Genomic DNA, 21,475 nt, shown 5'->3' on the forward strand with positions numbered 1-21,475 from the left:
TTTCGCGCAGACATTCGTGGATGATGCCGCCGTTGAGCGCCATCAGGACGGAAGGTCTCAGATCACCCGCCGAAGAGGCCGCGGAAGAGCGAACGGTCGATGGAGCGCTCCACCGGTCCTTCGAGCACGGCGTCCGGCGGAAGCTCGTCGCGGCGCACCACGCGGGCAGGCCCGATCTCGGCCGGCGCCATGCGCGTCGGCTGGCCGTACTGGTCGCTTCCCGCGAAGGTGCCGTCGGGCGCGACCGGCACGTAGTCCGGCTGCGTCTCGGGCTGAACGACGGCGTAGCCTTCGCTCTCGCCGCCGCGCATGGTCGGCAGGGTGCGCTGGGGCTCGTTGGAGACCATGCCCTCGCCGCCGAGCGGACGGCCGTAGGGATCGACCGGATTGCCGTACTGGTCGACATAGTTGCCCCACTGGTCGACATAGACCTGAACGGGCTCCTGCGGCTGAGGCTGCTGGTCGAGCTGCCGCTGGCGCTCGATCCGGTCGCTGCCCGGCAGCGGCACGGGCGGCAGGCCCTCGTGCACGGCGACCATGAAGGCTTTCCAGGCCTCGGCCGGCAGGGCGCCGCCGGTCACCTGTCGCATCGGCGCGCCGTTGTCGTTGCCGAACCAGACGCCGGTGGTGAGGTTGGCCGTGTAGCCGACGAACCAGGCGTCCTTGAACTCCTGCGTCGTGCCGGTCTTGCCGCCCGCCTGCCAGTCGGGAATGGCGGCGCGTCGGCCGGTGCCGTTGGTGATGACGCGCGTCGTCATCTGGTTCATCATCGCCGCCACGTCGGGATCGACGACGATGGGCGGCACGCCCGCGCCGCGCTCGTAGAGGACGCGGCCCGATACGGTGGTGACGCGGTTCACCAGATGCGGCGTTGCCTGATAGCCGCCGTTGGCGAAGGGGGCGAAGGCGCCCGTCAGCTCCAGAAGCGAGACCTCGGCCGTTCCGAGCGCGATCGAGGCGTTCTCCTGCATCGGCGAGGCGATGCCGAGCCGCTTGGCGGTCTCGATGACGCGCGCCGGCCCGACCTCGGCGGTGAGCTGCGCGGCGATGGTGTTCAGCGACAGCGCGAGGGCGTCGCCGACCGTGACGGCGCCGCGGAAGCGGTTGTCGTAGTTCGACGGGCTCCAGTTGCCGATCCGGGTCGGGGCGTCGTTGACGACCATCTCCGGCCGCCAGCCCTGTTCGAGCGCGGCCGCCCAGACGAAGGGCTTGAAGGTCGAGCCCGGCTGGCGCTTGGCGTCCACCGCGCGGTTGAACTGGCTTTCGTTGTAGTCCCGCCCGCCGACGATGGCGCGGATCGCGCCGGTGCCGTCGAGCGCGACGAGCGCGCCCTGCGTGACGTTCTGCGTCGCGTTGTCGATCGTCTCCTTGATGATCGTCTCGGCCCGCTTTTCCAGATCCATGTCGATCGTCGTCTCGACGACGACGTCCTCGGTGATGTCGGGCGCGAGCTGGCGCAGGTCCCGCATCACCATGTCGGCCGCGTAGTGCTCGCCGCCGGTCCAGTAGGCGCGGGCGATCGTCGGCTCGTTGGCGCGGGCCGCTTCCAGCTCCTCGGACGAGATGAAGCCGGCATCGCGCATGGCCGACAGGACGACCGAGGCGCGGGCCTTGGCGCCGTCCGGGTTGCGCACGGGCGACAGGCGCGAGGGCGCCTGCAGGACGCCCGCCAGCATCGCCGCCTCCGACAGCGTCACGTCGGAGGCGTTCTTGTCGAAATAGCGCCGCGCCGCGGCCTGAACGCCGGTCGCGCCGGAGCCGAAATAGACGCGGTTCAGATACATCTCCAGGATCTGGTCCTTGGAGAATTTCGCCTCCAGCCAGACCGAAAGGATCGCCTCCTGGATCTTGCGCTGGATGGTCTGCTCGGGCGTCAGGAAGACGTTCTTGGCGAGCTGCTGCGTCAGGGTCGAGCCGCCCTGGACCGTCGAGCCGGCGGACAGGTTCTCGACGAGCGCGCGGCCGATGCCGATCGGGTCGACGCCGAAATGATCGTAGAAGCGGCGGTCCTCGATCGCGATGACGGCCTGCGGAATGTGGGCGTTCATCTGGTCGAGCGAGACGGCCTCGCCGCCGGTCAGGCCCCGGTCGGCCAGGAGCTCGCCGTCATAGGAGACGATCTTGACGTTGGGCGGGCGGTCCGGGACCACCCAGACCTCGTCGGGGAGGGTCATGGCGAAATAGCCGACGACGACGCCGAGGCCGATCACGCCCCAGAAGGCGGCGACGATTCCGAGGCGGACCAGATGGCCGAGGAAGGACCGCCGACGCCGGCGCGGACGACCGAAGAAGCCGCCGCCACCGCCACCCCCGGCCGAGCCGCGGCCGCCGGACGCAGCGCCGCCGGACTTGGCGCGCGAGGCGCGTCCCGTCGTCTTGGCGGGCGCGCTTCTGCGCCGCGCGGCCATCGCGCTGGGAGCGGTGTCCACGACGGCCCGGTCGTCGGCCGACAGCCGGAAATCATCGTCCGCTTCCGGCTCCTGGCCGAAGGTCGGTTCGATCCGCGTCTGCCTGCGTCCAAGGCCCATCGACAGCCCCCTCTTGATGCATTGCGCGCCGCCGCGCCTTCAGGTCGATCGCCGACCTCGTCCGCCGGAACACGGCACCATGCCCGCCCAGCCTGAACTCGCCCTGAACGTCCGCGACCGAACGTGCCCGGGCCTCGCATCGACACGCGCCCGACATTCCAGCCGAATGCGGCGTTTTGACGTGCCTCGGACGCGACAAAGGCCCGTTTCCGGGCCTTCGGGCATTCTCATCGGGAAAGACCGCCTTAACCGGGCGGACGAACCGCTCCGGGCCTCAGTAGCCGAAACGGCGCAGGCGCAACAGCCCGCGATCGATGTCCTTCTGACGCCGCTCCAGGTCGGTCAGCGAGGCTGCGCCTTCCAGATAGGCATGCTCGCGCTCATTCTGCGACAGGGGCGTCACGGCGCGACGGAAACGTCCGACGATGTTCATTCGGCTTCTCCTTCTTACGTTGTTCCACCCACGACCAATCTGGGCTTGCGAAGGCCATGCCGCAATGCGGGAGAGCGCATGTCAGGCATGCGCTCTCCGTGAAGCGAAGCGGCTCAGAGACGGGCGAACTTCGCCAGATCGCTCGTCAGCCGGTCCTTCTCGGTGAAATGGAGACCGTGCGGGGCGTCGTCGTAGGGGATGAGCTGCGAGCCGGCGATGCGCTCATGCGCGTTCCGGGCCGCCGTGTCGAACGGCACGATCTCGTCGCCCGTGCCGTGGATGATCAGCGTCGGCACGTTGAAATGCGCCATGTCCCGGCGGAAATCCGTGCGTCCGAAGGAATCGACGCAGGCGATGGTGGCCGGAAGGCTCGCCTGCATCGCGATCCCGAAGGTCCAGTTCAGGACGTCGTCCGAGACCGGCGAGGACAAGATCCCGACCCCGAAGAACGTCTTGCCGAAGCCGGCTAGGAAGTGCGGGCGGTCGCGACGCAGTTCCTCGACGAAGCCGTCGAAGGTGGAGCCGTCCAGCCCGTCCGGATTGTCCTCGGTCTTGAGCATGAAGGGCGTGACCGCAGAGACCAGGACCGCCTTGCCGACGCGCTTGCCCTGATGCCGGCTCATGTAGCGGGCGACCTCGCCGCCACCCATGGAGAAGCCGACGAGCACCGCGTCCTGAAGGTCGAGATGGTCGAGCACCGCCGCCAGATCGTCGGCGAGCGTGTCGTAGTCGTAGCCCCGGAAGGGCTGGTCGGACCGTCCGAAGCCGCGCCGGTCGTAGGCGACGACGCGGAAGCCCTGGGCGGCGAGGTCCAGCGACTGGTCCTCCCACATGTCGGCGCTCAGCGGCCAGCCGTGGATGAGGACGATGGGGCGGCCCTGGCCCCAGTCCTTGTAGAACAGTCGAACGCCGTCCTTCGTCTCGACGAAACTCATGGTTCATGCTCCTTCGGGTTGGAGCAGAGCCAATGCACGCGGAATCCGGACCGTTCCGGCCCCGCGATCAGCTTGAAGTGATCGAGGGGCCGGGACGGCCGGCTCAGAAGATGTCGAAGGAGAAGCGGCGCGACAGGCCGATGCCGACGGAGAACTGGTCGCGCGAGCCGACGGCCGCGATCGGAGAATCCGCCGCGTCGCCGACGAGCCGCTCGTAGGAGGCCTCGGCTCGGGCGAACCAGTTCGGCCGGAACTCGTAGCGTGCCGACGCGTCCACGCCGACCGAGGTGAAGCCGCCGTCGGCGCTGAACGCGTCGAGGCGGCCGCCCGAAGCCGCGCTTTCGGCGGGCGAGACCGAGAAATAGGTCGAGACGTAGTCGGTGGAGGCGAAGGTGGCGCGGGGGCCGAGCTTCAGCTCCAGAATGTCCGAGGGGCGGGCGATGGCGTCCACGCCGAGGTCGCCCGTCACGCCGCGTGCCTCGCCGAAGGCGCCGCGCAGCGCGCCGTAGACCTCAACGCCGTAGATCGGGTCGAGCGCGTGCTCGTAGCCGATCCGCAGGCCGAGCTCATAGGTCTCGTCGAGGGCGCGGGTGCCGGTCAGGTCCGAATCGTCGCCCGCGTCGCGCGAGCCGATCAGGCCGAAGGAGGGGCCGAAGGTCAGTCCGCCGACCCGGTCCGATCCGCCGACGGTGAAGAGGCCGGGGATCGAGAGATAGTCGACGCTGATGATCGGGAAGGGCGTGACGATGTACTCGTCGGCGCCGAGATAGCGCGGGCGCACGCGTCCGCCGACGCCGAGCTCCACGATGAGATCGGCGTTGTTCGCGATCGCGACCTCGGAGGTGTCGATGCCGATGGGCGGCTGGCCGGCGGGCGTCTGGGCGAAGGCGGGCTCGGCCGAGAGGGCGGCCGCGCCTGCGAGGAGGGCGACCAAAGCGATGCGGTGATGGGACAAGACGTTCGGACTCCGGTGGCAGCCTTCGCGGCTCCTTTGGGCGTCATTAGTCGGGCGGAACATTCAATGTTCAATCACCGGCTGCGGGGGAAGGGCGGTTTGGCGGTGCCGAGTGGCCGTTCGGCCACGGGGCACGGAGCTTGTCCGGGGCTGGAGACCCCGCTACCTTTCCCCTTTCTGGCCGAAAGGACGGCCGATGGAGGACCGATCACGATGAAGAACCTACTGTCCGGCGCCGTTCTGGCGTTCGGTGCCCTTGCTGCATCGCTCGCGCCCGCCAGCGCGCAGGCCGATTTCCCGAGCCAGCCCATCACCCTCGTGGTGCCCTTCGCGGCCGGCGGCTCGACGGATCTCGTCGCGCGCATCGTCGCGGCCCGGATGAGTCAGGAACTCGGCCAGCAGGTTCTCGTCGACAACCGCGCGGGCGCGGGCGGCACGCTCGGCGCGACGGCGGTCGCCCAGGCCGAGCCCGACGGCTACACCATCCTCATGGGCACGATCGCGACCCACGCGCTCTCCGCCTCGCTCTACGCCAACCCGCCCTTCGACCCGGTCGAGGATTTCGAGCCGATCGCCTGGCTCGTGACCGTGCCGAACGTCCTCGCCGTCAACCCGGACTTCCCGGCCCAGACCGTCGAGGAGCTGATCGCGCTTCTGAAGGAGGACCCGGAGGGCTACATCTACGCCTCCTCGGGCAACGGCACGCCACTGCATCTGTCCGGCGAGCTCTTCAAGGAGCTGACCGGAACGGACATGACCCACGTGCCCTATCAGGGCTCCGGTCCGGCGCTGATCGACGTGATCGGCGGCCAGGTGCCGATCATCTTCGACAACCTTCCCTCGGCCACCGAGCCCATCCGCTCCGGCCAGCTGCGCGCGCTGGCGGTGACCACGACCGAGCGGGCCGGCAACTTCCCGGACCTCCCGACCATGGAGGAGGCTGGCGTGCCGGGCTACGACACCAATTCCTGGAACGCGCTCTTCGCGCCCGCCGGCACGCCGCAGGAGGTGATCGACGTTCTGGAAGGGGCGGCGCTCACGGCCGTCAACGATCCGGAAATCCAGCAGCGGCTGGAGGATGCCGGCGCGATCATCGTGGCGGAGGGCGCCGACGCGCTCGGCGAGCATGTGCGCTCGGAGGTGGAGCGCTGGGGCCCGGTGATCGAGTCGGCCGGCGTCCGGATGGACTGAGCCGTTCGGCCCTTCCGGTCTCGAACCATCGAGGGGCGGAGCGATCCGCCCCTTTTTCATGCCCGGCCTGCAGCATCGGCCCGAAAATCGGAATCGATTTTCGGAAGGGCTGATGCGCAGGTTCAAAGAACTGGAGCGACCTTTGTGCGTCCAATCGGACGCACGGCGCTCTAAGATCGAATGCCGGTGAAAGCGAAGGGAACGATCCATGGCCGAAACGGTCCTCCACGGCATCCGCAATTGCGACACGGTGAAGAAGGCGCGGGCCTTCCTGGACGAGCGCGGCGTCGCGTTCCGCTTCCACGACTTCAAGGCCGAGGGCGTGTCGGAGGATCAGTTACGTCGCTGGTGCGAGAGTGCCGGCTGGGAGAGCGTCCTGAACCGAGCCGGGACGACCTTCCGCAAGCTCCCGGAGGCGGACAAGGCGGATCTGACGCATGAGAAGGCGATCGCGCTCATGACGGCGCAGCCCTCCATGATCAAGCGCCCCGTGCTGGAACGGGACGGGGCGATCCATGTCGGCTTCAAGCCGGCGCAGTACGAGGCGCTGTTCGGCTGAAGAGGCGTCGTTCCGACAGATGAAGCCCGCACCGTCTCATCGCTTCCGCACAGGGTCGTCGTGCGGGCGCTCGCGATCGGATGCGCGCAGGCTCGTGGTGACCTCGATCGGAGCGTTAGAGCCTCGAAAGGGTGCGACCGTTGCTCGACATGCGACGCAACGTCAGATTGCCTGTCGTAAGTTCTTTCGGGTTCTCGTATGAAATTGATAACTGAAGGGCGTTGCAGCGAGAAGTTCTTCGAGCGCGCTTTGCTCGAAATTTACCGATGAGCGCCACTGTCGGTCTTGAACCGACAGGCGCACCATGAGCACGACCACCGCCTTGCAAGATGCTTTCGGCTTCGGCAACCGAGATCCTATGGATCGGTGGCTGTGTTTCGTCTCGCCGATCCAGACGCGTTACGACGAAGAAAACGGCGAGCGGCGCATAGGGGAATTGCGGGGCGCGATCTATTTCGGCCTCGTTATTTACAACGTCTACAACATCACCAGCGTCGTTCTCCTGCCCGACGTTGTCCTGCTGTCCGTCATGCTGCGCCTCGGCCTCGTGACGCCGACCTCTCTGGCTCTCGCATGGCTGATCGGACGGACGAGATCGTCATGGGCCGAACGCCTCGTAACGCTCGGGGTCGTCAACGCCTATTTCGTGCCGCTCTTCCTGTTTTGGATATCGCGCGAGCCGGTCAGTCTCTACACGTTCGGTGAGTTGCCGCTGACGATCATTTTCGCGACCATGCTCCTGGTCCTGCGCTTCCCGAACGCAATCCTCTTCACGCTTTGCGCACTGCTGTCGACGCTCCTAGCGCTTGCCACCAAGAGTGGACTGGAACCCCCGATCGCCTTTGCGTTCGCAGTTCAGATCACGACGGCCTGTATCTTCGGCCTTTACGCGAACTACCGCCAAGAGCGTCGCCGCTGTCTGGACTACTTGAGGACGCTCGGTGCGCGACTGGAGGCGCGTAGCGCCCTGACGGACAGCCAGATCTACCGGGGTCTCTCGCGGACGGACGCGCTGACCCACCTCCCGAACCGACGCGAATTGTCGGACCGTCTGGAAGCATGGCTTCGTGAAGGGCAGGCTGTCGCAGTGATGATGATCGATATCGACCATTTCAAGCTGTACAACGACGCGCTTGGCCACCCCGAGGGGGACGACTGCCTCCGGCGGGTCGCCGCGACCTTCGCGCTTATTGCGTCCGAAACGGACGAGGCCTTCTGTGCCCGGTTCGGCGGAGAAGAGTTCACCTTCGTGCTGCGCGGCCGGGGAGAGGCGGAGGCCGCGCGCCTCGCCCATACGATCGTCGAGGCGGTCAAGGGTCTGGCCATTCCCCATCCTGCCCGCGGAGACGGCGTGAACATCGTCACGGTCAGTGTCGGCGTTGCCCGAAGCGACGGCGACCCGCCGCGCCCGATCGAGGATCTGCTCGCCGCGGCGGATCGCTCGCTCTACGCGGCCAAGAGGCGAGGACGAGGCCGCTTCGCCTTCGAGCTCGCGATCGACCAGCCTGCGCAGATCGGCAGACGGCACGCCTGCTGACCGGGAGACGGTCCCGCTCCTCCGGGGGCGCGGCGGGTTCCGGCTAGGAGACGCCCTTCTGCCCGAGCGCGGCGAGGACGCGCGCCCAGGAGCGCTGGCCCTTGGCGAAGGAGCTCATCTCGTACTTCTCGTTCGGAGAATGGATGCGGTCGTCGTCGAGGCCGAAGCCGATCAGCAGCGAGGGCATGCCGAGCCGGCGCTGGAACTCGCCGACGACCGGAATCGATCCGCCCATGCCGATGAGGACGGCCGGCTTCGGCCATTCGTCGGACAGCGCCTCGCGGGCCGTCGCGACGGCGGGGGAGTCGAAGGGCAGCTGGATGCCGGGCGAGCCGCCGTGTTCGTAGAACTCCGCGCTGACGTCCGCCGGCAGGCGCTCGGTGACGAAGCGGCGGAAATTCTCGCGCACGGAGACCGGATCCTGATCGCCGACGAGGCGGAAGGAGACCTTGGCGCTGGCCTGCGCCGGCAGGACGGTCTTGAAGCCGCGCCCCGTATAGCCGCCCTCGATGCCGTTGATCTCGGCCGTCGGCCTGGCCCAGAGCTTTTCCAGCACCGAGCGGTCGCGCTCGCCGGCCGGAACGGACAGGCCGACCGCGCCGAGGAACTCGGCCTCGTCGAAGCCGAGCCCGTCCCACATGCGGCGGATCTCCGCCGGCACCTCGGCGACGCCGTCATAGAAGCCGGGGATGGTGACGCGGCCGTTCTCGTCGTGAAGCTGGCCGAGGATCCGGGCGAGGATGGTGATCGGATTGGCCGCCGCGCCGCCGAAGGAGCCGGAATGAAGGTCCATGTCGGCGGCCTTCAGCACCACTTCCTCGCCCACGAGGCCGCGAAGGCCGGTGGAGATCGCCGGCGTGTCCCGGTCCCACATGCCCGTGTCGCAGACGAGGGCGATGTCGGCGGAGAGCTCGTCGCGGTTCTCGTCGAGGAAGGGCAGGAGCGAGGGAGAGCCGGACTCTTCCTCGCCCTCGAGAAAGATCGTGACGCGGCAGGGCAGGGAGCCCGTCTCCGCGATATAGGCGCGGCAGGCTTCGACGAAGGTCATCAGCTGGCCCTTGTCGTCGGCCGCGCCCCGCCCGGTGATGATCCGCGAACCGTCGTCGCGCGTGAGGACCTGCGGGTCGAAGGGGTCCTGGTCCCACAGATCGACCGGATCCACCGGCTGGACGTCGTAATGGCCGTAGAAGAGGACGTGCGGCGCGCTCTCGCCTGCGCCGTCGTGATGGGCGACGACCATCGGGTGACCCTTGGCCTCCGCGACGCGGGCGGAAAAGCCGATGGCGGAAAGGTCCTTCGCCAGCCATTCGGCGGCCCGGCGAACGTCGGCGGCATAGGCCGGGTCGGTCGAGATCGAGGGAATGCGCAGAAGGTCGCGCAACCGCTCGACCGAGGCGTCGAGATTGAGGTCGAGGCAGGAGAGGACGCTGTCGAGGCCGGCCATGGATGATGGTCCTTGCATGTCGGAAGAACGATGTCGGCGGAAGGTCTACCGCATCGGTCCGAAAGTCGGAATCGTCTTTCGCCGGGTCCGGCCGAGCGACCGGTCGAAGCGGACGAGCCGATCGTCGGCACCGGGCCGCCCGGATGGAGACGACGTCAGCGACGTGCATGCGTGCGTTGCGATGTCGCAACAAGTCTTCGAAAATGTCGGGAAGGAGGCCCGAAAAAGGCCGTCGCGGACTGGAGGGGGATTGTCGCGACGGCCCTTTCTGGTAAAGCGGGGGTCCCGAGAGGGGGGATGGGACTGCCCGCTCATCATTCGGCGTCGAAAGCGGGGGACGAGCTTTGCGCCGAACACGACGCTTGCGTCGCGTCGTTGATCGATAAATGCGCCTTCGTGCGAAAGCGTTCAAGATCGTCCGATCACAAGTTCGTGATCGCGGGCATTAAGCTTTCGTAAGGCCGCCGGCGCCTGTGGCCGTTTCCTCCCGGGCTTCCACGTCGGCCCGCGCTTTCGTCTCATGGACAGCGCTTCGCGCGCGCGCTACTGCACCGCCCATGAAAAAGGGCGATCACCTCTTCCTCGTCGACGGTTCGGCCTACATCTTCAGGGCCTACCATGCGCTGCCGCCCTTGACCCGCAAGTCCGACGGACTGCCGGTGGGCGCCGTCTCCGGCTTCTGCAACATGCTCTGGAAGCTGGTGGAGGAGTCGCGCGACACCTCGGTCGGCGTCGCGCCCACCCATTTCGCGGTCATCTTCGACCATTCCTCGACGACCTTCCGCAACGAATTGTACGACCAGTACAAGGCGAACCGCACCGCGCCGCCCGAAGACCTCGTTCCCCAGTTCGCGCTCATCCGCGAAGCCGTGCGCGCCTTCGATCTGCCCTGCATCGAGAAGCAGGGCTTCGAGGCCGACGACCTGATCGCCACCTATACGCGGCTGGCGCTGGAGGCGGGCGGCGACGTCACCATCGTCTCCTCCGACAAGGACCTGATGCAGCTCGTCGGGCCCTGCGTGAAGCTCTACGACCAGATGAAGGACAAGCGCCTCGGCGCTCAGGAGGTCTTCGACAAGTTCGGCGTCTATCCGGACAAGATGATCGACCTGCAGGCGCTGGTCGGCGACAGCTCCGACAACGTGCCCGGCGTACCGGGGATCGGGCCGAAGACCGCGTCCAAGCTCCTCGACGAGTTCGGCACGCTGGAGGCGCTTCTGGAGCGCGCTTCGGAGGTGAAGGCCAAGAAGGCCTCCGAAAACCTCGTCGCCTTCGCCGAGCAGGCGCGCCTCTCCAAGCGCCTCGTGACGCTGGATCAGAACGTGCCGCTGGGCGACGGCGAAGGGCTCGACGACCTCTTCATCCACGAACCCGACGGCGAGAAGCTGATTTCCTACCTCAAGGCCATGGAGTTCACGACGCTGACGCGGCGCGTCTCGGCCGCGCTGGGAACTGAGGCGGCGGAGGTCCAGGCGGCCAAGATCGACGTCGGCGGTCCCGCGCGCGGCCCCGATCTCGATCCCGAGACGCAACCCGGCGCCGCTCTGGCCGAGAGCGGCGGGGACGGCGCGGTCTTCAATCTGACGCCGAGGGCGCTGGTCGAATCCCGTCTGGAGTCCGTGCCGTCGATCCCCTTCGACCGCTCGGCCTACCCCGCCATCCGCGACGAGGCCGCGCTTGGCGCGTTCCTGGCGAAGGCGCGCGAAAGCGGACATCTGGGCTTAAGCGTCCTCACCGACGCGCCGGAGGCGATGCGCGCGGAGATCGTCGGGATCGGCTTGGCGGTCGCGCCGGGCGAGGCCGCCTATCTGCCGATCGCCCATGTGGCGGATGGAGCGGGCGATCTCCTCGGCGGCGACGAGGAGGCCGCGTCGCGGCTCGGGGCACAGGTGCCGGAGCGCGTCGCCTTCGACCTGCTGCGCGAGATTCTGGAAGATCCGTCGATCCTCAAGATCGGGCACGACTTCAAGTTCGATTGGCTGGTTCTGCGGCGGCACGGCATCGTCGTCGAAAGCCTCGACGACGGCATGCTGATCTCCTACGCGCTCGACGCCTCGTCCTCGACGCAGGGGCACGGGCGCGACGAGCTCTGCCAGCGCGTCCTCGGCCATGAGCCCCTGGTCCGCAAGACGCTGACGGGCAGCGGCAAGTCACTGAAGGCGCTCGCGACCCTGCCGATCGAGGATGTCTCGGGCCTCGGCGCGGAAGGGGCGGACGTCGCGATGCGGCTGTGGCGCGTTCTCAAGCCGCGCCTTGCGGCGGAAGGGCTCGCCCATGTCTACGAGCGTCTGGAGCGGCCGCTCCTGCCCGTGCTGGCACGGATGGAGGAGCGCGGCATCCGCGCCGACCGGCAGATCCTCTCGCGTCTCTCGGGTCGCTTCGCGCAGAAGGCGGCGGGCCTCGAAGCCGACATCCACGCTATGGCCGGCGAGCCGTTCAACATCGGCTCGCCCAAGCAGCTCGGCGACATATTGTTCGGGCGCATGGGCCTGCCGGGCGGCAAGAAGACCCGCACCGGCCAATGGGCCACCGACGCGCGACTTCTGGAGGAGCTGGCGGCCGAGGGGCACGAGCTGCCGCGCCGCATCGTCGACTGGCGCCAGATCACCAAGCTGAAGGGCACCTACACCGACGCCCTGCCGCTCCACATGGACGGCTCGGACCGCATCCACACCTCCTACTCGCTCGCCTCGACGACGACGGGGCGGCTCTCCTCGACCGAGCCGAACCTGCAGAACATCCCGGTCCGCACGCAGGAGGGACGCGAGATCCGCACCGCCTTCGTCGCGGCCAAGGGGTTCAAGCTGGTCTCGGCCGACTATTCCCAGATCGAGCTTCGCATCCTGGCGCACATGGCCGAGATCCCGCAGCTCGTTCAGGCCTTCGTGGACGGCACCGACATTCATGCCATGACCGCCTCGGAGATGTTCGGCGTGCCCGTCGAGGGCATGCCGGCGGACGTGCGCCGCCGCGCCAAGGCGATCAATTTCGGCATCATCTACGGCATCTCGGCCTTCGGCCTCGCCGCCCAGCTCTCCATCCCGCGCGAAGAGGCCGGCCTCTACATCAAGCGCTATTTCGAGCGCTTCCCCGGCATCCGCGACTACATGGACGCGACCAAGGCCTATGCCCGCGAGCACGGCTACGTCGAGACGCTGTTCGGGCGCCGGGCGCACTATCCCGACATCCGCCACTCCAACCCCTCGATCCGCGCCTTCAACGAGCGCGCCGCCATCAACGCGCCGATCCAGGGAACGGCGGCCGACATCATCCGCCGCGCGATGGTGCGCATGGAAGACGCGCTGGAGGAGGAAGGGCTCTCCGCCGCCATGCTCCTGTCGGTCCATGACGAGCTCGTCTTCGAGGTGCCCGACGACGAGGTGGAGGCGACGATCCCGGTCATCCGCCGCGTCATGGAGGGCGTCAGCGCACCCGTCGTGGAACTGGCCGTGCCGTTGGTGGTGGACGCGCGAGCGGCTTTGAACTGGGACGAGGCCCATTGAGCCGGTCCGGGTTTTACGAACCAAAGGTTGCAGCCGGCGACGCTTCGCCGGCTCATTGCCGCTCACGTCATCGTCATAGGGGTTGCATAGCTCTGCGACATTGTGCCCGAAGCCTTGGAACGCAGGGCGTGGATGCCAGTTAGAACACCGGATCGCCACGCAATTGCCTTGTGATCCGCCTATCCGGCCGAGCCGCTGCGCGAATCGTGTTGGAACTCGGTTGGGCATTCGATAATCTTGAACCAAGGCCGGTGCGCGGCCGCCCCGGGGGACTGGATGGCACAGAAGGAGTTCGAACCGGGTGGCGGTTCGACCATGCCGGAGGGGATCACGGCCGCCGCGCTGGCGAAAGTGCCGCTGGCGCTCGTCCTGACCAATCCGCATCTGGACGACAATCCGATCGTCTACGCCAACCGGGCGTTCGAGCGCATCACCGGCTACTCGGCGGAGATGATCATCGGCCGCAACTGCCGCTTCCTGCAGGGGGAGGGCACGGACCCGAGGCATGCCCGCGAGATCGGCGAGGCGCTGAAGGCCGAGCGCGACATCTCCATCGACATCATCAATCATCGCGCGGACGGGACGAAGTTCCTGAACCGGCTGATGATCACGCCGCTCTACAACGAGAACGAGGAGCTGCAGTGCTTCCTCGGCGTGCAGCGCGACATGAGCGAGGGCCGCGACTCCAGCGTCTCGCGCGAGGACGCGGACGCCGGCGAGCGGCTGGACGTCGCGCTCGGCGAGATCCAGCACCGCGTCAAGAACCATCTGTCGATGATCATCGGCATGGTCCGCATGCAGTCGCGCGTGAAGACGAGCAGCGACGCCTTCAACGCGCTGGCGCGCCGGATCGAGAGCCTTCAGCTCCTCTACCAGGAGATGACGGAGGCGGGCGTCGCATCCTCGCGCTCGCGCCGCTCGGCGCCTATGTCAGCCGCATCGCCTCCACGATCGGCCATCTCGACGGCCGCAATTCCGTGCGCATCAACATCGACTGCGACGCGATCGAGGTGGATGTCGAGAAGGCGGCGCGCGTCGGCCTGCTCTTCTCCGAGCTCATCACCAACGCCCTGAAGCACGCTTTCGTGGATCGCGACGAAGGCCTCGTCGAGGCGCGGCTGAAGATGCTTTCGGCTGGCGTGATCCGCATGACGGTGGTAGACGACGGCGTCGGCCTGCCGCAGGGCCGCGAATGGCTGGCGGACCCGAGATCGGGCGGCGCGCCCGGCGGTCTCGTCACCGGGCCGGACGAGCGCAACATCGCGCGCGAGATCGCGGACTCCATTTCCGACGATCCGAAGTCGGTGCTTCACACGCGCGCCGAGACCGCGCCCAGGCGCGACGGCCAGTCCGGCGGGCTCGGCAAGCGGATCATCATGTCCCTGGTGCAGGGGCTGGACGCCAGGATCGACGTGAACACGAGCACGGTCGGCACGACCGTGACGGTGGACATTCCAGCCGAGGACTGACGGTTTGCCGGACGCGCACGATTCCATGGCATCGGCGCGCGAGCGCCTGATCGTCGGCCTGGACCTCCCTGACGTGGGCCAGGCGTCGGCCATGGTCGAGACGCTCGGGGACGACATCTCCTTCTACAAGATCGGCTATCAGCTCGGCTATGCGCCGGGCGGACTGGACTTCGTCCGGGACCTCACCCGGTCGGGCAAGCAGGTCTTTCTCGATCTGAAGATGCACGACATCGGCAACACGGTTCAGAAGGGTGTCGAGGCGGTTCTGTCGCTCGGCATCTCCATGCTGACCGTCCACGCCTATCCGCAGACCATGAGCGCCGCCGCCAAGGCCGCGTCCGGCACGTCCCTGACCGTGCTCGGCGTCACGGTCATGACCTCCTACGACGAGGCGGACCTTCGCGAGGCGGGCTATGCGGGCGGCGTGCGCGATCTCGTGCTGCGCCGCGCCGCGCAGGCACGCGACTGCGGGCTCGGCGGCATCGTCGCTTCGGCCGCCGAGGCCGCGGAGGTGCGCAAGGTTCTCGGGCCGCAGTTGGCGATCGTCACGCCCGGCATCCGGCCGGCGGGCGCCGCGCTCGACGACCAGAAGCGGGCGGTGACGCCCGGCGACGCGCTGCGGGACGGCGCCTCGCATCTCGTCGTCGCCCGGCCCATCGTGTCGGCGTCCGATCCTCGGGAGGCCGCGCGCGCCATCCTTGCGGAGGTGGACGCGGCATTGCACGGTTCCGCGAACGAGCGTTCGTAACGAGGAGGGAAGACGATGGCCAAGGCCTACTGGATCGCGCGCATCTCGGTGAAGGACCCCGAGCGCTACAAGGACTATGTCGCGACCGCCAAGCCGGCCTTCGAACGGCACGGCGCGAAGTTTCACGTCCGCGGCGGGCCCTATCACGAGCTGGAAGGCGAGGCGCGCGAACGCAACGTCGTGATCGAGTTCGAGAGCGTCGAGGAGGCGCTGGCCTGCTACAACTCGCCCGAGTATCAGGAGGCCGTCGCGATCCGCAAGGAGGCCGCCGACGGCGAGCTCGTCCTCGTCGAAGGCGTCTGACCGCGGCCCTCGTCCGGCCGTTCCGAGCGGGAGACGAGGCCGGGCTCCTGCACGTCGAACATGCGGCCAGTGCGCTTTTGAGCGCGCATGGGCCGCATACGCCGGCGCCGCTCGTCTCTCCCGGCGATTTCGCCGCCTTCCTGGCACGCCATACGGTTCTCGTCGCCGAGGCGGACGGGCGCCCGGTCGGCTATGTCGCGGGGCGCGACCTCGGCGATCTCTACTGGATGGTGGAGCTCGGCGTCGATCCGGCCTTCGGCCGTCGAGGCATCGGGCGGCGTCTCGTCGCCGCGATCTGCGGGGAGGCGAAGGCGCTCTTCCACCGCGCCATCGGCCTCACGACCTATCGCGACGTCCCGTTCAACGCGCCTTTTTACGCCAGGTGTGGCTTTCTGACAGTTCCACACCAGCCGGGCAACGCTACGTTCGAGGAACGGCTCGTTGCAGAAACGCCGGTCGGCGCGTGTCCGAGGGACCGCGTGGCGATGGTGAAATGGCTCTGAAGGCTCGCGCGATCGAACCGCCGCCGCGCTGTCTGCGTTCCTATCCGGCGGAAGGCCTTCGAACGGGCGCACGCCCTTTGATCGGGAGCAGATGTTGTACCAGTTCTACGAATGGAACCATGCCGCCCTCGCTCCCTGGCGCGCCGTCGCCGACGCGACGAAGGCGATCTATCAGAACCCGCTGAACCCGGCGTCCCGCACGGAGGTGGGGCGCGCTGTCGCCGCGATGGCCGAGCTCTTCGAGCGCACGACCCGTGTCTACGGCAAGCCGGCCTTCGGCCTCGACGAGACGTCGGTCGATGGCGTGCGCGTGCCCGTGGCCGATCGCGAGATCTGGGTCAAGCCGTTCTGCCGCCTCCTGCATTTCGAGCGCGCTCTGCCCGAGACGCGCCGCAAGGACCCGAAGATCCTCGTCGTCGCGCCGATGTCGGGCCATTACGCGACGCTCCTGCGCGGCACGGTCGAGGCGCTGCTTCCCTATGCCGAGGTCTACATCACCGACTGGACGGATGCGCGCCTCGTGCCACTGTCGGCCGGCCGCTTCGATCTCGACGATTATGTCGACCATCTGATCGAGATCCTGCACTTCATCGGCCCCGACGTGCATGTCGTCGGCGTCTGCCAGCCGGCGGTGCCGGTCCTGATGGCGACGGCGGTGATGGAGGCGAGGGGCGACGACCGCGCGCCGTCCTCCATGACGCTGATGGGCGGGCCGATCGACACGCGCATCAATCCGACGGCCGTCAACAAGCTCGCCGAGGATCGCGGCATCGCGTGGTTCCGCGACAACGTCATCATGAAGGTGCCGTTTCCCCAGCCCGGCTTCCTGCGCGACGTCTATCCGGGCTTCCTGCAGCTCACCGGCTTCATGTCGATGAATCTCGACCGGCATCTCATCAGCCACAAGGACTTCTTCTGGCATCTCGTGCAGGGCGACGGGGATTCGGCCGAGAAGCACCGCACCTTCTACGACGAGTACAATGCGGTGATGGACCTGACGGCGGAGTTCTATCTCCAGACCGTCGACGAGGTCTTCATCAAGCATTCGCTGCCCAAGGGCGAGATGCACCATCGCGGCGAGCGGATCGACCCGAGCCGGATCAGGCGCACGGCGCTTCTCACCATCGAGGGCGAGAACGACGACATTTCCGGGCTCGGCCAGACCGAGGCCGCCCATCGCCTCTGCACCTCCATCCCGGACGAGAACCGCGTCCACTACGTTCAGAAGGGCGTCGGCCATTACGGCGTCTTCAACGGATCGCGCTTCCGCTCCGAGATCGCGCCGCGCATCGTCGATTTCGCGCTGACGCACGGCCGGACGGCGAGCGAGCAGCGGAAGGCCGCATCGTCCGCGCCGCCGGCGGGCAAGGCCGTGGAGCAGTTGGTGGACAAGGCGCCCGCGGCCGTGTCGTCGGACAGCCTGACCTCGGCGTTCGCGCTGGCCGGCCTCGCGCCGGCCGCGAAGGACGCTGCGGGCGTTGAGATCGTCGCCGCGGCGACGGCCGGCGCCGGTTCCAAGCCGGCGGCGAGCCCGCCGGCCAAGCGGGTGCGCCGCGCCAAGGCGGCACCCGCCGCCCCGGTGAACGAGCCCGCCGCCGTGGCCGTCGAAGAACCGGAGGCGAAGGCGGCCGCCATCCTGCCCGAGGCCGAGGTGGAGACGCTGCTCCAGCCGAGCGAGCCGGAGGAGACGGTCGCCGAGCTGATCGCCGCGACGGAGGATCCGGTGATCGAGGCCAGCTCCGCGCTGGAGCCGGCGGCAGGCGAGCCGCTGGCCGCCCCCGCTCTCGAGCCGGCGATCGCGGCGCCCGAGGCGGCGTCTGCTCCGGGGTCCGCCGCCCGGCCGGCGACGCAGCCGACGCGCCAGCAGCGGCGCAAGGCCAAGTCGATGGAGCGGACCCGTCGCCGCTGATCGCGGCCGGCACGATTTGAGACCGAGGATACGGGGCGGGCCGCGGATAAGCGGCTCGCCCTTTTCGCGTCTTCGAATCAATATTGAACGGCCATCGGGCGACACCCATCTCGAAGGAAGGCGAGGTTCCGTTCGCCGTCTTTTCTGGAACAAGGAAGTCGCTTGATGAGCTCCACCGCCCTGATCCGTCCCGCCTGGACGCCCGCGACCATCGCTCTGATGGTCCTCGGCTTCATCGTCTACTGGCCGCTCGGCCTCGCCGTCCTCGCCTACATCCTGTGGGGCGACCGCCTCGAAGCCTTCCGCGGTGACGTGAACCGCACGACCGACCGCGTGATGGGCGGCCTGCGCCGCTCGGGCGCAAACCTTCCCTTCGGCGAGGGCCGCACCGGCAACGTCGCCTTCGACGACTGGCGCGAGGGCGAGCTGAAGCGGCTCGACGCGGAGCGTCGCAAGCTGGAAGAGTCCCGCGCCGAGTTCGAGACCTATGTCCGCGAGCTGCGCCGCGCCAAGGACCAGGAGGAGTTCGACCGCTTCATGCGCGAGCGTCGTCAGGCGAGCAACATCGTCGACGCCAACTGATCTCGGTCGAGCGTGCGGCGGGCGTCACGCCCGTCCGCGAGCGCCGGTCCTTGCGAGGGGTGCCCCTCCATGTCATGCCCTCGTCTGGTCTCGCCGGACGGGGGCAAACCATGTTCAAGGCCTTGAGTTCGCTTCGCCCGAAGGTGCCCGAGCGCATCGTCGTCGGCGGGCGGGACGTCGCGGTCGAGCTTCGCGAGCACGCAACGGCCCGCCGCATCGTGATGCGTATCGCGCCCGGCGGCGAGGCGCTGCGGCTGACGGTCCCGAAGCGTACGCCCGCGCGAACCATCCTCGACTTCCTGAAGCGTCACGAGGGCTGGGCCGCCGATCGCCTGCTCAAGGTCGCGCGCACGCAGGTCGTGGGCGATGGCAGCGTCCTTCCTTTTCGCGGCGGCGTGCTGACGGTGCGCCGCGAGGCCGGGCGTCGCGCCGTGTCCTTCAAGGAGACGGCGGAGGGGCCGGTCCTTTTCGTCGGCGGGGACGAGGCGCATGTCGCCCGCCGGGTGAAGGACTTCCTCGTGCGCGAGGCGCGCCGCGATCTCGACGCGGCCGTCGAACGCCATGCCGCGGCCGTCGGCATCCGGCCGTCCGGTCTCGCGCTGCGCGACACGGTGAGCCGCTGGGGCTCCTGTTCCTCGACGCGCCGCCTGTCCTTCTCCTGGCGGATCGTGATGGCCCCTCCCGCCGTTCTCGACTATCTCGCCGCGCACGAGGTGGCGCATCTGCGGGAAATGAACCACGGACCGAACTTCTGGGCGCTCTGCCGCCGGCTCTGCCCGGCGACGGAGGAGGGGCGGAGCTGGCTGAAACGCCACGGGTCCTCGCTCCACGCCATCGACTTCGGCTGACGGCCTCGGAAGGCTGGACGCGTCCTTTACCTTGCCTCGCTCAAGCGCGATAAGCTGCCTCCATGAACATCACGCCATCGATCGACCGGCCGGACGGGACCGCAGGCATCATTCGCCCGGCGGTGAAGATCTGCGGCCTTTCGGATGCCGCGATGATCGACGTCGCGCTCGGACGAGGCGCGGACGAGATCGGGCTCGTCCATTTCGAGCCGAGCCCCCGGCACCTGCCTCTCGAACGCATCGGCACGCTCGCGGCGCATGTCGCCGGCCGCGCGACGGTGACGGTCGTGACGGTGAACGCGGACGACGCGTTTCTCGACGCGCTGGCCGAACTGGGTTCGGTCCACACCGTCCAGCTGCATGGTTCCGAAGCGCCCCAGCGCGTTTCTGCGGTCAAGGCGCGGACGGGCCTTGCCGTGATGAAGGCGATCGCCGTCGCGGACGAAAGCTCGCTCGACGCTCTGTCGCGCTATCACGGGGTCGCCGACCGCATCCTGCTCGACGCCAAGGCGCCGAAGGCCTCCGCCATTCCGGGCGGCAACGGCGTGTCCTTCGACTGGTCGATCCTTGCCGGAGGGCGCGCGCCCGGAATCGTCCTCTCCGGCGGGCTGACCCCCGCCAATGTCGGCGAGGCGATCCGCATCGCCCGGCCGTCCGGGATCGACGTCTCGTCGGGCGTCGAGGCGAGCCCCGGACTGAAATCGGCAGACCTCATTCACCGCTTCTTCGACGCGCTCGACGCGGCGACCCTCGAAATGGCCGGAAGGCAGACCCCATGAACGAGATCGCGACCCCCAATTCCTTCCGTGCCGGCCCCGACGAGGAAGGGCGCTTCGGCCTCTTCGGCGGGCGCTTCGTGGCCGAGACGCTGATGCCGCTGATCCTCGACCTCGAAGCCGAGTGGAAGGCCGCGCGCGCCGACCCGGCCTTCAAGGCCGAGCTGGACGGGCTCAACGCGACCTATACCGGCCGGCCCTCGCCGCTCTACTTCGCGGAGCGGCTGACGCAGGAGCTCGGCGGCGCGAAGGTCTATTTCAAGCGCGACGAACTGAACCACACGGGTTCGCACAAGATCAACAACTGCCTCGGCCAGATCCTGCTCGCCCGCCGCATGGGCAAGACGCGGATCATCGCGGAGACCGGCGCCGGCCAGCACGGCGTGGCGACCGCGACCGTCTGCGCGCGCTTCGGCCTGCCCTGCGTCGTCTACATGGGCGCGACCGACGTGGAGCGGCAGGCGCCGAACGTCTTCCGGATGAAGCTTCTGGGCGCCGAGGTGGTGCCGGTCACCGCCGGCCACGGCACGCTCAAGGACGCCATGAACGAGGCGCTCCGCGACTGGGTGACGAACGTCGAATCGACCTATTACCTGATCGGCACCGCCGCCGGCCCGCACCCCTATCCGGAGCTCGTGCGCGAGTTCCAGTCGGTGATCGGCAAGGAGGTGCGCGAGCAGATGATGGCGGCCGAGGGCCGGCTTCCGGACCTCCTCGTCGCCGCCGTCGGCGGCGGCTCGAACGCGATCGGCCTGTTCCACCCCTTCCTCGACGACCGCGAGGTCGCGATCGTGGGCGTGGAGGCCGGGGGCAAGGGTCTCGACGGCGAGGAGCACTGCGCTTCGCTGACGGCGGGCAGCCCGGGCGTTCTCCACGGCAACCGAACCTATCTCCTCCAGGACGGCGACGGGCAGATCAAGGAAGGCCATTCCATCTCGGCCGGCCTCGACTATCCCGGCATCGGGCCCGAGCACTCCTGGCTGAAGGACACGGGCCGCGTCGAGTACGTGCCCATCATGGACACCGAGGCGCTGGAGGCCTTCAAGCTGCTGACGCGGGTGGAGGGCATCATCCCGGCGCTGGAGCCCGCCCACGCGCTGGCGGAGGTGGTGAAGCGCGCCCCGAAGATGCACCGCGACCAGATCATCGTCATGAATCTCTGCGGGCGCGGCGACAAGGACGTCTTCACCGCCGCCAAGCATCTGGGCGTCGAGCTGTAGTTCGAAGTCGTCCACCGGGCGCGGGCGCCGCC

19 protein-coding genes are annotated in these 21,475 nt (G+C 68.3%); 14 read left to right on the plus strand and 5 right to left on the minus strand.

Translation table 11 applies throughout. The features are described 5' to 3' along the window. Positions 1–62 precede the first annotated feature (62 nt). The 4 genes from AC6R2M_RS01895 to AC6R2M_RS01910 all read right to left on the minus strand — a co-directional run bounded on the left by AC6R2M_RS01895 (position 63) and on the right by AC6R2M_RS01910 (position 4,851). Positions 63–2,528 carry a transglycosylase domain-containing protein gene (locus AC6R2M_RS01895; RefSeq protein ID WP_500484951.1) on the minus strand — a complete coding sequence of 822 codons (2,466 nt, stop codon included), beginning with the start codon at positions 2,526–2,528 and terminating at the stop codon, positions 63–65. 274 nt (positions 2,529–2,802) lie between these two features. After that, complete coding sequence (locus AC6R2M_RS01900) at positions 2,803–2,961, minus strand: DUF3563 family protein (protein WP_500484952.1); 159 nt, start codon at positions 2,959–2,961, stop codon at positions 2,803–2,805. A 113-nt stretch (positions 2,962–3,074) separates the two neighbouring features. Further along, entirely contained in the window at positions 3,075–3,896 is an 822-nt protein-coding gene (locus AC6R2M_RS01905; RefSeq protein ID WP_500484954.1) for an alpha/beta fold hydrolase, read from the minus strand. A gap of 103 nt (positions 3,897–3,999) precedes the next feature. Continuing rightward, on the minus strand, positions 4,000–4,851 hold the full coding sequence (locus AC6R2M_RS01910; RefSeq protein WP_500484956.1) for a MipA/OmpV family protein: 852 nt from the start codon (positions 4,849–4,851) through the stop codon (positions 4,000–4,002). Between the two features lie 213 nt (positions 4,852–5,064). On the opposite strand from AC6R2M_RS01910, the gene AC6R2M_RS01915 reads away from it, so the two are divergent. From AC6R2M_RS01915 to AC6R2M_RS01925, 3 genes are all read left to right on the plus strand, one after another. Continuing rightward, the gene (locus AC6R2M_RS01915; RefSeq protein ID WP_500484958.1) at positions 5,065–6,042 is read left to right on the plus strand and encodes a Bug family tripartite tricarboxylate transporter substrate binding protein; all 978 of its coding nucleotides are present in this window, start codon (positions 5,065–5,067) and stop codon (positions 6,040–6,042) included. A 208-nt stretch (positions 6,043–6,250) separates the two neighbouring features. Continuing rightward, a complete protein-coding gene (locus AC6R2M_RS01920) occupies positions 6,251–6,601 on the plus strand; it encodes an arsenate reductase (protein WP_500484960.1) in 351 nt (116 codons plus the stop codon). Between the two features lie 304 nt (positions 6,602–6,905). Beyond that, positions 6,906–8,138: a GGDEF domain-containing protein gene (locus AC6R2M_RS01925; protein ID WP_500484962.1), complete on the plus strand. Its 1,233-nt coding sequence runs from the start codon at positions 6,906–6,908 to the stop codon at positions 8,136–8,138. Positions 8,139–8,181: 43 nt separating this feature from the next. Here the strand turns inward: AC6R2M_RS01925 and AC6R2M_RS01930 are convergent, their stop codons facing one another. After that, the gene (locus tag AC6R2M_RS01930; protein ID WP_500484964.1) at positions 8,182–9,600 is read right to left on the minus strand and encodes a dipeptidase; all 1,419 of its coding nucleotides are present in this window, start codon (positions 9,598–9,600) and stop codon (positions 8,182–8,184) included. A 539-nt stretch (positions 9,601–10,139) separates the two neighbouring features. Here AC6R2M_RS01930 and polA point away from each other — a divergent pair. From polA to trpB, 11 genes are all read left to right on the plus strand, one after another. Then, a complete protein-coding gene (gene polA, locus AC6R2M_RS01935) occupies positions 10,140–13,085 on the plus strand; it encodes a DNA polymerase I (protein ID WP_500484966.1) in 2,946 nt (981 codons plus the stop codon). A gap of 276 nt (positions 13,086–13,361) precedes the next feature. After that, complete coding sequence (locus tag AC6R2M_RS01940; protein ID WP_500484968.1) at positions 13,362–14,159, plus strand: PAS domain-containing protein; 798 nt, start codon at positions 13,362–13,364, stop codon at positions 14,157–14,159. Continuing rightward, positions 14,063–14,554 carry an ATP-binding protein gene (locus tag AC6R2M_RS01945; protein WP_500484970.1) on the plus strand — a complete coding sequence of 164 codons (492 nt, stop codon included), beginning with the start codon at positions 14,063–14,065 and terminating at the stop codon, positions 14,552–14,554. Before AC6R2M_RS01940 ends, AC6R2M_RS01945 begins: the two co-directional genes overlap by 97 nt. Positions 14,555–14,579: 25 nt before the next feature. Further along, positions 14,580–15,302 carry an orotidine-5'-phosphate decarboxylase gene (gene pyrF / locus AC6R2M_RS01950; RefSeq protein WP_500484972.1) on the plus strand — a complete coding sequence of 241 codons (723 nt, stop codon included), beginning with the start codon at positions 14,580–14,582 and terminating at the stop codon, positions 15,300–15,302. A 15-nt stretch (positions 15,303–15,317) separates the two neighbouring features. Next, positions 15,318–15,605 carry a DUF1330 domain-containing protein gene (locus AC6R2M_RS01955; RefSeq protein WP_500484974.1) on the plus strand — a complete coding sequence of 96 codons (288 nt, stop codon included), beginning with the start codon at positions 15,318–15,320 and terminating at the stop codon, positions 15,603–15,605. A gap of 77 nt (positions 15,606–15,682) precedes the next feature. Further along, positions 15,683–16,108, plus strand: a complete 426-nt coding sequence (locus AC6R2M_RS01960) for a GNAT family N-acetyltransferase (protein ID WP_500484976.1) — start codon at positions 15,683–15,685, stop codon at positions 16,106–16,108. Between the two features lie 91 nt (positions 16,109–16,199). Next, on the plus strand, positions 16,200–18,017 hold the full coding sequence (locus tag AC6R2M_RS01965; RefSeq protein WP_500484978.1) for a polyhydroxyalkanoate depolymerase: 1,818 nt from the start codon (positions 16,200–16,202) through the stop codon (positions 18,015–18,017). Positions 18,018–18,182: 165 nt separating this feature from the next. After that, positions 18,183–18,599, plus strand: a complete 417-nt coding sequence (locus tag AC6R2M_RS01970) for a DUF2852 domain-containing protein (protein ID WP_500484980.1) — start codon at positions 18,183–18,185, stop codon at positions 18,597–18,599. A gap of 110 nt (positions 18,600–18,709) precedes the next feature. Next, a complete protein-coding gene (locus AC6R2M_RS01975; protein WP_500484982.1) occupies positions 18,710–19,447 on the plus strand; it encodes a M48 family metallopeptidase in 738 nt (245 codons plus the stop codon). A gap of 62 nt (positions 19,448–19,509) precedes the next feature. Further along, on the plus strand, positions 19,510–20,226 hold the full coding sequence (locus AC6R2M_RS01980) for a phosphoribosylanthranilate isomerase (protein WP_500484984.1): 717 nt from the start codon (positions 19,510–19,512) through the stop codon (positions 20,224–20,226). Continuing rightward, on the plus strand, positions 20,223–21,443 hold the full coding sequence (trpB, locus tag AC6R2M_RS01985; RefSeq protein ID WP_500484986.1) for a tryptophan synthase subunit beta: 1,221 nt from the start codon (positions 20,223–20,225) through the stop codon (positions 21,441–21,443). Before AC6R2M_RS01980 ends, trpB begins: the two co-directional genes overlap by 4 nt. The last annotated feature ends 32 nt before the right edge of the window (positions 21,444–21,475 follow it).

The organism is Aureimonas sp. CAS, assembly GCF_059838215.1.